Below are 15,463 nucleotides of genomic sequence, written 5' to 3' on the forward strand. Positions count from 1 at the left end.
TTTTAGTATCTATAAATTAAAAAACTCAGTGTCAAATCTTTAACATAATATTAACATTGAAATTTGAGTTATAGTAGAGAATAATGAGGAATAATGAGGAAAAAGGAAATAAAAGAGGCAGAAATCAGGAACCTGGTATTCCTTTCCTATTCAATAAAGTATAAAAATATTTTAAAATTGTATTTATAAGGTTAAATTAAATGTAATCAAAAGAATGATAGACATAATATTTTAGGAGGTCTAATATTGAATAATATAACATTTGGAAATATTTTAGAAAATTTATTATATATATCAAATCAAAAGAAAAGTAGTTTAGCTAGTAATCTAGGGTATGATATATCTTATATTAATAAGTGGATATCATCAAAACATTTGCCTAGTTCGAAAAGGATAAATGAAATTTGTGAATCTATCGCTGAATTTATTGTAAGTTCTCTTACTGATGTTACTTATGATAGTTTAATAAGTTACTTTGAAATTGACGAAGATAGCGATGAAGAGTATTTAAAGAAATATATTCAAGAAAAATTAAAAGAAGTTTATATGGATGAAACTAGAGGGATGAGTGATAAAACAACTCAAAATATACCTAAAAATACCCACTCAGAAGAATTCTATAATAGTGCGTCTAGTGTTAGACCTACAGTGGTTCAGAAGGGTTTTACTAATGAAATATATTCAATTGTAAATAAGGGTGAAGAGTTAGATATGGTTTTATCTTTTAATCTATTTGATTTGAACTATAAAGATAGAGTATCATTAGGAAATATGAAAAAGATACTATATGAAATTAGTAGAAATACTAAAACTAAGGTTACGTTACTTATGGGCTTAAAAAGTGGACTAGAAGAGAGTGATGATAGAATACTGAATGCTTTATTAGGTATAAACTTAATTTCTACGTATCCAGCTCTAGATTTCGATATTTATAATTGCAACGTAAATCCAAATTCGACTATATCCGTAATAAAGGATAAATTTTTAATAACTACAATGCACTACCCTGATGGAGAGTGTTTATTAAGCACATATTCAAAGGATAAAAAACTTGTTGACGAAGTTTATTATAATCTTATGTATACACAAAGACAAAAAGGGAAACCACTGTGTGAAAAGAAAACACCGTTATCTATGATAGAAGATCAGACTTATATTCAGTATATAATGAATAATGACTTAAGATGTGTATTAGGTTCAATTAATGAATTCTTTATGCCACCAGATTTATTTATGGAAATAGCAGAAAGAACTTTTGGAGAAAATGAAAATATAATGAATGAATTGAAGAAAATAAATATATTCCTTCAAAATATAACTTATAAATCTAAATTAAAGGTTCTTATATATGAAACAGAATTACGAAAGTATCTTTCTTCTGGATGCTTACATTTCTTCAATACGCCTGTTACTTTAACTTTTAAGGAAAGAGAAAGACATATAGAATTCCTTGAAGAAATACTTATGGAATCCAAAGGTGTAGAGATAAGAATGGTTGATGGACACTTTGTAGATGATTTTAGAAATAACGACAATCCATCTTTATATTTGTCTAGAAGTTTAAAAATGAGTAAAATGCATCCGATATCAGGTAAAAATTATTACTCTATAATAAGTGATATTAAATTTAAAGATATGTGTGATGAGTTATTTGAAGCAATCTGGAATGATAAAAGAGACGTAGTAATAGATGATAAAGAAGAAATTATAGAAAGAATATCAAAGTCTATAAGTTATACAAGAATAATGAGTGAAAATTTAACAGAAATTACAAAATAAATAATAAAAAAGGGTTGTCTTTAATTTACTCTATTTATAGACAACTCTTTTTAGATTATATAAGTAATATAAATTTTACTTTATATTAGAGGAGGTAGGAACTTGGTTATTGGGTTAATATCGGATACTCATGGATTAATAAGGGAAGATGTAATAAATAATTTACAAGAGTGTGATTTAATATTACATGCTGGTGATATTGGGAAAAATGCTATAATAGAAAAAATAAAAAAAGTAGCGCCCGTAGAATTTGTATATGGAAATATTGATAAAAATAATGGCCGATCTCATATAGATAAAATCATAAGATTAAATAAAACTAATTTATATCTAATTCACAATATTAATGATATAAAAATAGATTTGATTGATATGAATATTAACGTTATTGTATATGGTCATTCTCATAAGAGTAAAATATATACAAAAGATGGTATACTATATATAAATCCTGGTTCAGTAGGCCCTAAAAGATTTAAATTAGAACCGTTTATGGCTAAACTTTATATTAAGGATGATTATGATAGAGAGATATATAATTCAAATACAGAATTGAAAGTAAACCTAGAAGGAAATATTTATGAATTTAAAAGATATAAGGTTGAATTTATTAAAATAGATGCATAATTAGAGTATTAATTGAAATTTACATAAATAATAGAAAGGAATAAATATGTTCGGATATGTAAAAATAAATAAAATGGATTTAACTTTTAGAGAATATGAACACTATAGGGGATACTATTGTGGTTTATGTAAGTATCTAAAGGATAATCATGGAGAAATATCTAGATTAACATTGAATTATGATATAACATTTTTAATACTAATATTAACTTCTTTGTATAGACCAAAACCAACTGTCATAGAAGAAGGATGTATAACAAATCCATTCAAAAAGAAAAAGAAAATTGTAAATGAGGTAACAGAATATGCAGCTAGCATGAATGTTTTATTGGCGTATTATAAATTAGAAGATAACCTAAAAGATGATAAAGGTATAAAAGACATAATTGCATATAACGTATATAAAGGCAAATTGAAATTAGCCTATGAAAAGTATCCTAAAAAAGCTGAATTTATAAAATCTAAGTTAGAAGATTTGTATAGATTAGAGAAAGACGAGAATATTAATATCGATATGGTCTCAAATACATTTGGAGATCTTATGGGGGAAATATTTGTTTACAAAAATGATGAATATGAAAATGACTTAAGAAATATAGGATTTAATATAGGTAAATATATATATTTATTAGATGCATATGAAGATTTAACAAAAGACTATAAAAAAGGAAGGTATAATCCTTTTATAGAATATATAGATAAAAAAGATGAATTAAAAGAAAGAGTTGATAAATTAATAAGTATATCTTTAGGTATTTTAGCTCAAAGTATTGATAATTTGAAATTAAGAGTTAATATAAATATAATAGAAAATATTGTTTACTCAGGAGTTTATTTAAGATATAAAAATATATTGGATAAAGGGTGTGAAAATAATGTATAGCAATATTTATAATGATGCTTTTTTAAAAGCAAGAATGTTAATTGAAAATAAAGAGTTCAAAAGTGCATATGATTTTTTACAAACAATAAGTAATAAATGTAGTGAGTGGTATTATTTGTCAGGTATATCTGCTATGAATATAGGATATTATGAGCAAGGTGAAGATTATATAAAAAGAGCTAAGTTTATGGAACCAGATAATGAAGAATATAAAGAAGCAGTAAGTAAATTTAGTAGATATAGAGATGACTACAATAATAGAGCATATAATTATAATAGAAGAAGACGCAGTGGGATAGATGGATGCTGTTGCTGTTGTTGTGATGATTGTTGCTGTTGTTTAGGAGATGATTGCTGTGAAGATTGTATGAAACTATGGTGTTTAGATTCATGCTGTGAATGTTTTGGTGGAGATTTGGTAAGTTGTTTTTAGGAGGAGAGAATGAGTAAAAAAGTAGCTTATGGAGGCATATTATTGTCTTTGAATGCTATATTGTTGATACTTGTAAATGTTATTCCAGTTAATACGTTATTTATATTAGCCTTGTCATCTTTGCCTATATCTATAATTATAATGGAGTGGGGACCTTTAAATGGAGTAACATTTTATATAGCATCTGTCATTTTAGGGTTTATAATAATGACAAGTAAAACTCAGTGGCTTATGTATACATTTACTTTTGGTATATATGGGTTTATAAAATATATAATTGAAAAAGATAGACCTATATTGGTTGAGTACATTTTAAAATTAATTTTTGCTAATATGGCAGCTATGATATTATATTTTATAGTAAGAGAATTTATATATGTACCTATAAATATAATTTCTATAGTTACGTTTGAAATTATATTTGTAGTATATGACTATATGTATTCTAGATTTATAGATTACTACAACTTAAAAATTAAAAATATCATTAAAATAAATAAGTAAGGGTATCACTCGAAATAAAAAATATTTCGAGTGATACCCTTTATAATTATAAATTAAAGTATTCTATTTGATATGTACTTAATTCTTTATTGCAATTAGAGCAATGATAAGAGGTATTAGAATTTATAAAACTATTTGATTCTTTATCGTAAACCATCTTTACCTTATCTATAATTCCTGTAGTTGTTAAGTCTAGATTACAAGATGTACAGTTTTGAACAGTGCATAGACTTTCTAAACTTGAAGGAGATACTTCTTTTAAATTAGTGCCACAATTACTGCATGAAACTGAATCTAAAATTTTATTAGACATAGGAATAGCTTTATTTGATTCCTTTGAAAATTTATATATAATCTCTTTTGAAATAGTATATCCAGTACTGAAAATATTTGAGTTACAATTTGGACATATGAATTCAGGAGTATAAGAATTACTTTCTTCTTTGGTTTTAGAAATAGAACATTTTTCTGACACACTATCGGTCTCTATTTGATCACTAATTCCTAAAAGATAATTACGAATTTCAGAATTATTATTTTTATTAGCAATGTTTATTAGATGTTCTCTTATTGAAGAAAAAGTCTTGTTTCTAGAGGGTGAATCTAAATCTATTAAATTATTTTCTACAGCATATTTTATAATTAAAGGATAGTTATGTTTAATAGCAAAGAATAGCACCATTTCATCAAAATTATTACTTTCGATTTTATCGGAAAAATCAATCCATAAATCAGGGGAATCTAAATATAAAATTTTTTTAATACTTTCGATGTCCTCGTTTAACTTATCTAAATTAACTATACTACTTGTTTTCATTTATATATTTCTACCTCCTTAATAATAAGTAAAACGGAATGAGCTAAGCCCATTCCTTTATATATCTAACATAGTTGTACTTGCACTTAAAGAATAGATTATATCTTTTCTCTCAACTATTATTTGAGTATTACTGCATAATGTACTATCATTAGCTATATGATTTACAAGTTCTTTAGTTGGATTTATAGCGATTGGATTTCCAACTCTTCTTAACATGTTTATATCACCGTTAGTATCCCCATAGGCATAAGACTTAGATAAGTCTATATTATGTTTTTTTACAAAGTTATTTATGGCAGTATTCTTACTTCTAGAGTCCCACATAGGAACTACAGTTCCACTAAATATACCATTCTCAAAAACATAATCACTACCTGCATAATCTGTAACTTCATATTTCGATGCCATTTTTTCTACTAAAAAGTTAGGACTTCCAGATATGAAAATGACTGTATGACCATTTTCTAAATGCCACTTTATTCTTGAACGTGTGTATTTATAAACTCTATCTGATTTTAATTTGATTACTTGATCACTCGTAAAGTCTATACAAGTCTTATCCAAACCTATTAAAGATTCTACATATAAATCACAAATTTCCTGCAAGTAATCATCGTAATTACCTTGTCTTTTATCCCAATTCATAAAAGTATCTCTTGCGTGTTCAAACCAACCTTTTTGATCAATAATATCGTATTTTATTAGTTTCTTAAAATGTTCAACCATAAGAGAGTCTCTGTAAAGAGTTCCGTCTATATCAAAAAAAGCTGCTATATTTTTCATTAACATCACCTCGATTAACCATTTATTTTATTATATTATAAAATCTGTATTTGTTGTAAAACTATAGATAATAATTTAAAATTCTTTTTATACTATTATGATAAACTAGTATAGAATAAAATATTATTTTATTAAATAGTTTACAATCTATTTAGAATTATATACATAAGGATGTGATTTGATGAAATATAATTTTGCGAAGGTAACTAACTCTAGACTTATGGGTAGTATAGGACTTGAAATATGCTGGAGTAAAGAAGAGGATAATATATATCAATATTTTCTATTAGATGCAGAAGGATTAGGTATAGCTGATTATGTAAGTTTGAAAAATCCAAGTAAAGAAGAAGCTTATATGGAGGAACAAAGACTTATGGGAGGATTAGGTTCTGAAGTATTGACTATATCTGAAGAAGAAGCATTATTTTTAGTAAAACACTTTGGAAGAAAAACTATCGAATGGGAAAAGGAACTTCCAGGATTTACTGAAGAATATATAGAAATAATAAATGACTATGAAACAAATTTAAGTATAGAGGACTTATATCCAATAATATGCAAAGATGTAAAAGAAGAAATTGAATTTATTAATTATATGACAATGAGATTTATAGGTTGGGATAGAGAGTGTTTAAGATACTTCTCAGGAAGTGAAGAAATATCTAATATGCATATTACAAGTATAAATGGAACTTTATTAAAAAATACAGTTACATGTAAGGGTGATAAAAAATTTGTTAGTGAAGCATTATATGAAGATGAAGATGGATATTATGTATGTAGAATAGCTTTTAATATAGTAAAGGAAGATGATAAATTTAAAATAAGTTCAATGCTAGTTACAGATAAAGAAGCTATATATGATTTTGAAGTATTTGATGAGATATCAAAGGAAGAATTTGTAGCAGTATATAATTTAGTAGATACAGAAAAATTTATAGAAAAGTTTTATATAGACAATCCATTTGTATTAAAAAGTGAGATGGATGAAGGTATTCTTTTTACAAGATTTAATTTTAATAATAATCATGTAAAAGAAAAAGTATATGTTATTAATAATGATATAAAAGCAGTTTATTATCAAATAGGAGATGAATTTTTCGTTGGTACTTATAATCAAAGAGATAGAATGTATATAAATAAAATACTACAGAATAATTATAAAGAATTTTTAAATGCGAAAGATGAATATTATTTTGAGGAAAATGCTCTTTATGATTTTGCAGAGTCAGGTTCCAATGACTTTGAAGATTTTTTAAGTTAAAAATGAGTAAAAAATAAGATTATGATATCTCTATCATAATCTTACTTTCTGTATTTATAATATTGGGGGAATATTATGAGGAATACATTAAATAGTGTAGACAAGTTATGAATTTTTTATAACATAAAATTTATAAAAAATTACATTTCTTCCTCATCAAATTCCTCCATGTTTATTTGTGGCATACCAGGAAACATACCAGGGTACATCATGTTAGGCATCATATACATATTAGGAAACATACCAGGGTACATCATGTTATGCATCATATACATATTAGGGAACATGTTAGGGTACATTAGATTAGGCACACCTTGCATAGTAGGTGTATTAGGCATATTCATACCAGGCATACATGTACCTTGCATATTCGTATTAAACATATCAGGCATCCCTTGCATATTTAAATTAGGCATTCCGGGCATCCCTTGTATATTCATATTAGGCATATTTGATGAAAATGCTTCTATATCTGGATAGCTATAATCTTCTATAGTGGGATATACGGCTTCGTTATCCAATTGTGATAAATCTGGATTTGATGGATTTTCTGCATATGGATTGCTATAAGTAGTATACCCACCCATTGTAGGATTCATTTGATATCCTGCATATTGAGCTCCGTTCATCATATATGGATTCATATACATCATAGGGTCTATATAAGGTCTAGGATATATATAATTAGGGTCTATCTGATCATTCATTTGGTTTGAATACATGTTATAGTTCATACTTAACTCTCCCTCCCAAGGAAAATAAAACTTTATTAAATTTGCTCCTAATTATATATATATTATTAAAAAACTTAATATGTGTATAAATTAATTCCTTTGATAAAATTATTTGTACTTACTTAATGGTTACAAAAAAGTGCCTAATTGAGGAAGGGAAAGCTTATTGATATATTTTATGTGTAGATTTAAATTGAATATAAAATATAATAACCATGGAGGTTTTGTTAGTATGATAAATAAGTTTGATGCGATAATAATAGGATTTGGAAAGGGTGGAAAAACATTAGCCACAGATTTAGCAAATAGAGGTCAAAAAGTAGCTTTAATTGAAAAATCACCTAATATGTATGGGGGAACATGTATAAATAAAGCTTGTATACCTACAAAAATATTAGAAAATGAAGCCAGTATAATAAGAAGAGAAAACTTAAATAATTTTGAAGATATGAAAGCTAGATATAAAAAATCAATAATTAGAAAAGATGAATTAATTACAAAATTAAGAATTGCAAACTATAATAAATTAAATAACAATGAAAATATAATCATATTCACAGGTCAAGGTTCTTTTATAAATGAAAAAATAGTAGAAGTTAATACAATAGACGGGGAACGAATAATATTAGAAGGTGATAAAGTATTTATAAATACTGGCTCTAAGCCTTCAATTCCAGATATAAAAGGTGTAGATAATTTAAATATAGTTTACACAAGTGAAACTTTAATGAATTTAAAAGAATTACCTAAAAAAATTACTATAGTAGGTGCAGGATTTATAGGTCTAGAATTTGCAGGTATATATAGCTCGTTTGGAAGTGAAGTTACTGTAGTGAATACACATAAAACAATACTTATGAAAGAAGATGAAGAAGACTCAACTGAAATAATAAATATATTAGAAAAAAGAAATGTATCTTTTATAAGTGATGTATCTATAAAAGAAATAAAAGAAGAAAATAAATTAGCTAAATTAATATATACAAGATATGGTGAAGAAGAAGAGTTAGTCAGTGATATAATACTTATGGCAACTGGAAGGAAAGCAAATCTTGATGGATTAAAAGTAGAGAATGCTAGAATAGAGTTAGATTCTAGAGGTTTTATAAAAGTGGATGATACATTAAAAACAAACGTAGAAAATATATGGGCTTTGGGTGATATAAATGGAGGTCCTCAATTTACTTATATATCTTTAGATGATTATCGTATTATTGTTAATCAACTATTTGGAGATAAAACTAGAAAAACTACAGATAGAAAAAATATACCAAGTGTGCTATTTATAGACCCTGCTTTTTCAAGGGTAGGTTTAAATGTAAAAGAAGCTAAAGTTAAAGGGTATAATGTTTTAGTTGCAAAGATGTCTACAGAAGTTATACCACGAGCTAAACAATTAGGAAAGACTGATGGATTTATAAAAATAGTTATAGATAAAGATAGTGAAAAAATACTAGGTGCAACGATGATAGCAGAAGGATCAAGTGAAATAATACATTTAATTCAACTAGCTATAGATCTTGGTGTAAAATATACTTATTTAAGAGATAGGATATATGCACATCCAACTATGACAGAATCTCTTAATGAAATATTATCAGATGCTATGATTAAGGAAGTGTAGTATTAAAATAATAACTTGGGAGGAGAGTTTATGGAGAGGTTGAATTTAATAGTAGTGTTTTTAGAAGGGGTATTATCTTTCTTATCACCCTGTATATTACCTATATTACCTATATATTTAAGTATGTTATCCAATAGTAGCATAGATGGCCTAAAAAGCAGTAAGTTCATAAGCAGCTCTTTATTTAGAAATACTTTATTCTTTACAATAGGAATATCAACAACATTTTTCATACTTGGTTCATCAGTAAATGTATTAAGTTTATTTTTTAATACAAATAAAAATCTAATAATGATAATAGGTGGATTAGTAATCATTATTATGGGGCTATTTTATATGGGAGTTATAAAGTCTTCTATATTAAATAGAGAAAAAAGATTTAATTTTGAATCTAAATCAATGAATCCACTATCTGCATTTTTACTAGGATTTACATTTAGTTTTGGATGGACACCTTGTATAGGGCCTATACTTGCATCGGTTCTTATAATGTCTTCGACGTCGGATAGTATAATAGAATCGAATCTGCTTATAGCTGTATATACTATAGGATTTATATTACCATTTATATTGGTTGCATTATTCTATAATAAATTGTTTAAAACAATAGACAAAATAAAAGCATATATGAATGTAGTTAAAAAGATTGGGGGGATAGTACTTATAGTATCTGGATTAGTAATGTTTATAAATGGTTCTAAAGAAATTATTAACTTAAATAGTATGAAAAATAATATAGGAAATAGTCAAAATCAAAAGGAGAAAGAAAATAATGAGAAAATAGAAGCATTAGAGTTTACATTATATGATCAGTATGGAAATGAGCATAAGTTAAGTGATTATAAAGGTAAGACTGTATTTTTAAATTTCTGGGCGACTTGGTGTCCACCATGTAAAGCAGAAATGCCTTATATAGAAGAACTTTATAAGGAATATAGTAAAAATAAAGATGATGTTGTAATTTTAGGATTAGCATCTCCTAACTTAGGACGTGAAGGAGATCATGGTTATATAGAGAAATTTTTAAATGAAGAAAATTATACTTTCCCAGTTTTATTTGATGAGGGCGGAAACTTGGTATATCAATATGGAATAAATGCATTTCCTTCTACATTTATAATTGATAAAGATGGTTATATTATTCAATATGTTCCAGGGGCAATGGATAAAGAAACTATGAAAAATCTTATAGAGAGTACTAAATAGGGATTTCTGAATATTAATATAAAAAAGATAAGTGATTATTTAAATAATATTGAAACTATTATATCCTTATTTAGTATATATATAAGTCTAAAGCAAATGTACCTCCTGATACTTGTTCAATATAATTTAATATACATATCGATTTTTACATTTATGTTAGGTTTGATATAGTTTTTTATTTCAAGTGAGAAAAAATAATATGTATGTAAATAAAAGAAGAAGTCATATATTTAAAGATATTGACTTCTTCTTTTATTTTTTATACGAAAACTAGTTGCAAAACTAGTACAAATAACATACAATACAATATATGAACAGTTATTCATATATTAATATAAACGGAGGACATAAAATGGAAGAAAGAACAATTAATACATGTGAATGTAATGATATACATGAGGATATAGTTACTGAAACTAAAAATAAAATGCCTGAAGATGAAATGCTTTATGATTTAGCAGAACTATTTAAGGTCTTTGGTGATACAACTAGAATAAAAATACTATACGCATTATTTTCAAATGAAATGTGCGTTTGTGATATAGCAAATCTTTTAAACATGACTCAATCAGCGATATCTCACCAGCTTAGGGTATTAAAACAAGCTAGATTAGTTAAATTTAGAAAAGAAGGAAAGACAGTTTATTATTCGCTTGATGATAGTCATATTAGTCAAATATTTGATTGTGGGTTAAATCATATTCAAGAAATATATAAACGTTAGGAGGAACCAAATGGGAGATTGTAGTTTATTAAAAAAAGAGATTCTATTAGGCGGATTAAGATGTTCTCATTGTGCAAAAGACATAATCAAAACTGTATCTAATTTAGAAGAAGTAGAAGGATGTAATTTAGATTTTGAAGCTCAGAAGTTAATAATAGACATATTAGATACTTATAATGAGGACAAAGTAGTATCAAAAGTTATAGATACAATAAATTCTATAGAACCAGACCTTGATATAGACGTAACAATTAACTCAATAAATTCTAGAAAAAGACAAAAAGGTAGGGGGAAAAATATGAAATCATTAAGTAAAGCAGAAGTTAATGACAATGTTAATCCTATAAAAGTAGAATTTATATTAAATGGTTTAAACTGTGCTCACTGTGCAGAGGTGATCAATGAAAAAGTAGGAAAATTAAAAGGTGTTAAATCATCTAATTTAAACTTTGTAAATAAAAAAATGACTTTAAATCTTACTGATGAACAAAATGAAAGTGAAATAATAAGAAAAACTATAGATATAATAAATAACACAGAGCCAGGATTAGACATAGTGGTCAATAGTAAATCGAAATTAGGAATAAAGAAAGAAATAATATTAGGTGGATTAAATTGTGCTCACTGTGCAGAGGTTATAGGTCAAAAGGTTTCTAATTTAAGTGAAATAGAAAGTTCAGATTTGAATTTTATAAATAAAAAACTAACTGTATTAATAAAACAAAATGAAAATAGTAAGCAAGTTATTGAAAAAATAATAGATATAATAAATAATACAGAACCAGGACTAGACATAAATATAGTTAAAAACTCACAACAAGCAAATATATCTGTAGAAGAGAAGGAAAAAGATTCTTCAAAAAAAGATTTATTAAAGTTAATAGTTGGTTTTGGAATGTATGCAGTTGCCATATATCAAAGTACTATTGGAGTAGAAAGTAAATTGATGAATTTACTTTTGATAATTTCTTATTTAGTAGTAGGTGGAGGCGTAATAATAAAAGCTTTAAAAAATATGACTAAAGGTAGAATATTCGATGAAAACTTCTTAATGTTAATAGCAACAGTAGGAGCATTAGCAATTGGCGAAGTAGAAGAAGCTGTAGCTGTTATGCTTTTCTATCAATTAGGTGAATACTTACAAGGTATAGCGGTTGGAAAATCTAGAAAATCTATAGCTTCCCTTATGAATATAAGACCAGATAGTGCAAACTTAAAAGTAAATAATGAAATAAAAGTTGTTTCTCCTGAAGATGTAGAAATAGGTGATGTAATAGTTATTAAACCAGGTGAAAAGGTACCTCTAGATGGTGTTATAATAGATGGCTCATCTATGGTAGATACATCTGCCATTACAGGTGAATCAGTTTTAAGAGAAACAGCAATAGGTGATGATATCTTATCTGGATTTATAAATAAGAATTCGTTACTAATTGTAAAAGTTACTAAAGGATATGGTGAATCAACTGTTTCTAAAATATTAGATTTGGTTGAAAATGCTAGTAGTAAGAAATCTAAAACTGAAAACTTTATATCTAAGTTTTCAAGATATTATACTCCGATAGTTGTTTGTTTAGCTGCTACAATAGCAATTATACCTCCTATAGTAATTCAAGGTGCAGAGTTTAGTGAATGGTTCTATAGAGGATTACTATTCTTAGTTGTGTCATGCCCATGCGCATTAGTTTTATCTATACCTTTAAGTTTCTTCAGTGGTATAGGATATGCTTCGAAGAATGGTATTCTTATAAAAGGAAGTAACTATTTAGAAGCTTTAAAAGATGTAGACACAGTAGTGTTTGATAAAACAGGAACTTTAACTAAAGGTGTATTTAACGTAACTAATATAAATGCAGTAGATATATCAAAACAAGAATTATTAGAGTATGCAGCTATTGCAGAGGTTAACTCTAATCATCCGATTGCAAAATCTATACTTAAGACATATGGTAAAGCAGTCGATTTAGATAGTATAAAAAATTATGAAGAAATAGCAGCTCATGGTATAAGAGTTCAATATAATAATGAAAAGATACTAGCTGGAAATGAAAAATTGATGAAAGCTAATAATATATTATACTCTGAAGCTAAAGAAGTAGGTACTGTTGTATATGTAGCAGTGAATGGTATATATAAAGGATACGTAGTTATATCTGATGAGGTAAAAGAGGATAGTAAAGATGCAATTAGAAATTTAAAAAATGTTGGTATAAAAGAAGTTGTAATGTTAACTGGTGATAATAAAGATGTAGCTAATAAGGTTGCAAGTGATTTAAATATAGATACAGTTTACTCTAGTTTATTACCTAATGAAAAGGTTGAAAAAGTAGAAGAAATATATGAAGGTAGAAATGAAAAAGAAAAAGTAGCTTTCGTTGGTGATGGTATAAATGATGCTCCAGTATTAGCGCGTGTAGATGTTGGTATAGCGATGGGTGCCCTTGGTTCAGATGCAGCGATAGAAGCAGCAGACGTAGTTCTTATGACAGATGAGCCAAACAAAATATATAAAGCTATAGAAATATCTAAGAAAACAAACAAAATAGTATGGCAAAATATTATATTTGCACTTGGTGTTAAAGTAGTTGTTATGGTGCTAGGTGCAGGTGGTATGGCTACAATGTGGGAAGCAATATTTGCAGATGTGGGAGTTGCTTTAATAGCAGTAATAAATGCAATGAGAATTCTTAAATAATATATAGAATAAATAAGCCTATAATTAGGAATGATATCAGATTCTTAATTATAGGCTTCGTTTATGTAAAGTTTTTTATATTACATATATGTACACACATATAAAATGAAGTAAACTCCCTAGCATAATAAATAAGTGGAATATTTCATGGAACTCAAAATTTTTAAATTTTAAAAACTTTGGCTTAAGCCCATAAATTGCAGCTCCAACAGTATAAGCTAAGCCTCCGGCCACTAAAAGCATTAGACCATTAATAGAAAGAGAATGATATAAAGGTTTTATAACAAATATAGCCATCCATCCCATAGCAACATAGATTAATGTAGATATCCATCTAGGGCAGTTGAACCAAATTAATTTAAAACAAACACCTAATATAGCGATAAAAAGTAATATTCCAAAAAGAATGAAACCTTTAGGTCCTTTCAAAGATATTAAACAAAAAGGTGCATAAGAACCTGCTATTAATATAAAAATCATTGAATGATCTATTTTTCTTAAAAACTTAATCCTTGAATCTCCAGCAATAGTTAGATGATAAGTAGCAGAAGCTGAATATAAAAGAATTAAACTAATTCCAAAAATAATTACTGCAGTTAAAGATGTTATAGAGGGATCTCTTAGTGTAGTTTTAATGACTAAAGCTAATAATCCGACAAATGCTAAAATAGCACCTATTAAATGAGTAACGCCATTAATGGATTCTCTAACATATTTACCCATATATATACCTCCAAATTGTAAAGATTAGAATTTTTATAATGAAAATACTTTACTTTTATATATCCATGAATTTTAGAAAATATACAGAAATATTATAAGTAAAATAATTCCAAAATATAATATACTACTATTATACTCTATAAATTTAAATATTCATCTTAATTCTTGATATAAATTTTGAATATCAAATTAAATGTGATGAAAAATAAATTACTTTATAAAAAAATATTATATGAAGAAGTTAGTATATATCTAGGGTTGAATTAAGTTAGCATAGTTTTTTAGTTAGATTTTAAAAAAAAATATAAAAGAGTATTGACTAATATTCATTATGGTGGTAAAGTATTACTTGTCCGAGAGATACGGACGAAAAATAAATCGAAAAAAGTCTTGACTGAGGGGTAACAACCTGGTAAGATGAATAAGTCGAGAAAATGAACTTTGAAAATTAAACAGTAGGTTAATTTATAAAATTAATTCTTTATAAGAATTATTCGAAACAACCAAACAAAGCCAGATATATAACAGTATCTGAGCCCATCAACTTTTATTTGAGAGTTTGATCCTGGCTCAGGATGAACGCTGGCGGCGTGCCTAACACATGCAAGTCGAGCGATTTACTTCGGTAAAGAGCGGCGGACGGGTGAGTAACGCGTGGGTAACC

General features: G+C 26.8%; 14 protein-coding genes, 1 rRNA gene and 1 pseudogene. 12 read left to right on the forward strand and 4 right to left on the reverse strand.

The window, feature by feature from the left end; genetic code table 11:
• The first annotated feature begins 246 nt into the window (after positions 1-246).
• The 5 genes from H8923_RS13810 (at position 247) to H8923_RS13830 (ending at position 4,226) form a co-directional block, all read left to right on the forward strand.
• On the forward strand, positions 247-1,779 hold the full coding sequence (locus tag H8923_RS13810; RefSeq protein WP_153972525.1) for a hypothetical protein: 1,533 nt from the start codon (positions 247-249) through the stop codon (positions 1,777-1,779).
• 102 nt (positions 1,780-1,881) lie between these two features.
• Positions 1,882-2,406, forward strand: a complete 525-nt coding sequence (locus H8923_RS13815; RefSeq protein WP_153972526.1) for a metallophosphoesterase family protein — start codon at positions 1,882-1,884, stop codon at positions 2,404-2,406.
• 46 nt (positions 2,407-2,452) lie between these two features.
• Positions 2,453-3,289, forward strand: coding sequence for a DUF5685 family protein (locus H8923_RS13820; RefSeq protein WP_153972527.1), 837 nt, complete (start codon positions 2,453-2,455; stop codon positions 3,287-3,289).
• Positions 3,282-3,722 carry a hypothetical protein gene (locus tag H8923_RS13825; RefSeq protein WP_153972528.1) on the forward strand — a complete coding sequence of 147 codons (441 nt, stop codon included), beginning with the start codon at positions 3,282-3,284 and terminating at the stop codon, positions 3,720-3,722. The genes H8923_RS13820 and H8923_RS13825 overlap by 8 nt, the downstream gene beginning before the upstream one ends.
• Positions 3,723-3,731: 9 nt before the next feature.
• Positions 3,732-4,226 (forward strand): hypothetical protein, encoded by a 495-nt coding sequence (locus tag H8923_RS13830; protein WP_153972529.1) that lies wholly within the window; start codon positions 3,732-3,734, stop codon positions 4,224-4,226.
• Positions 4,227-4,272: 46 nt separating this feature from the next.
• Here H8923_RS13830 and H8923_RS13835 read toward each other — a convergent pair whose 3' ends face one another.
• Positions 4,273-5,043 (reverse strand): hypothetical protein, encoded by a 771-nt coding sequence (locus H8923_RS13835; RefSeq protein WP_153972530.1) that lies wholly within the window; start codon positions 5,041-5,043, stop codon positions 4,273-4,275.
• Between the two features lie 57 nt (positions 5,044-5,100).
• Positions 5,101-5,829 (reverse strand): HAD family hydrolase, encoded by a 729-nt coding sequence (locus tag H8923_RS13840; RefSeq protein ID WP_153972531.1) that lies wholly within the window; start codon positions 5,827-5,829, stop codon positions 5,101-5,103.
• Positions 5,830-6,010: 181 nt separating this feature from the next.
• On the opposite strand from H8923_RS13840, the gene H8923_RS13845 reads away from it, so the two are divergent.
• The gene (locus tag H8923_RS13845; protein ID WP_153972532.1) at positions 6,011-7,093 is read left to right on the forward strand and encodes a hypothetical protein; all 1,083 of its coding nucleotides are present in this window, start codon (positions 6,011-6,013) and stop codon (positions 7,091-7,093) included.
• A 140-nt stretch (positions 7,094-7,233) separates the two neighbouring features.
• Here the strand turns inward: H8923_RS13845 and H8923_RS13850 are convergent, their stop codons facing one another.
• Complete coding sequence (locus tag H8923_RS13850; protein WP_153972533.1) at positions 7,234-7,827, reverse strand: hypothetical protein; 594 nt, start codon at positions 7,825-7,827, stop codon at positions 7,234-7,236.
• Between the two features lie 232 nt (positions 7,828-8,059).
• Between H8923_RS13850 and H8923_RS13855 the strand changes: the two genes are divergently transcribed.
• The 5 genes and pseudogenes from H8923_RS13855 to H8923_RS13870 all read left to right on the forward strand — a co-directional run bounded on the left by H8923_RS13855 (position 8,060) and on the right by H8923_RS13870 (position 14,076).
• Positions 8,060-9,451: a dihydrolipoyl dehydrogenase family protein gene (locus H8923_RS13855; RefSeq protein WP_153972534.1), complete on the forward strand. Its 1,392-nt coding sequence runs from the start codon at positions 8,060-8,062 to the stop codon at positions 9,449-9,451.
• Positions 9,452-9,481: 30 nt separating this feature from the next.
• Entirely contained in the window at positions 9,482-10,657 is a 1,176-nt protein-coding gene (locus tag H8923_RS17845) for a redoxin family protein (RefSeq protein WP_153972535.1), read from the forward strand.
• 352 nt (positions 10,658-11,009) lie between these two features.
• Complete coding sequence (locus H8923_RS13865) at positions 11,010-11,381, forward strand: ArsR/SmtB family transcription factor (protein WP_153972536.1); 372 nt, start codon at positions 11,010-11,012, stop codon at positions 11,379-11,381.
• 10 nt (positions 11,382-11,391) lie between these two features.
• Positions 11,392-11,586: pseudogene (locus H8923_RS17865) on the forward strand (cation transporter); the annotation flags it as partial.
• A gap of 93 nt (positions 11,587-11,679) precedes the next feature.
• Positions 11,680-14,076, forward strand: coding sequence for a heavy metal translocating P-type ATPase (locus H8923_RS13870; RefSeq protein WP_456300158.1), 2,397 nt, complete (start codon positions 11,680-11,682; stop codon positions 14,074-14,076).
• A gap of 75 nt (positions 14,077-14,151) precedes the next feature.
• Here H8923_RS13870 and trhA read toward each other — a convergent pair whose 3' ends face one another.
• A complete protein-coding gene (gene trhA, locus H8923_RS13875; protein WP_153972538.1) occupies positions 14,152-14,799 on the reverse strand; it encodes a PAQR family membrane homeostasis protein TrhA in 648 nt (215 codons plus the stop codon).
• Between the two features lie 547 nt (positions 14,800-15,346).
• Here trhA and H8923_RS13880 point away from each other — a divergent pair.
• Positions 15,347-15,463, forward strand: a 16S ribosomal RNA gene (locus H8923_RS13880); the annotation flags it as partial.

Origin of the sequence: Romboutsia faecis, from assembly GCF_014323405.1 — a bacterium.
GTDB lineage: Bacteria > Bacillota > Clostridia > Peptostreptococcales > Peptostreptococcaceae > Romboutsia_E > Romboutsia_E faecis.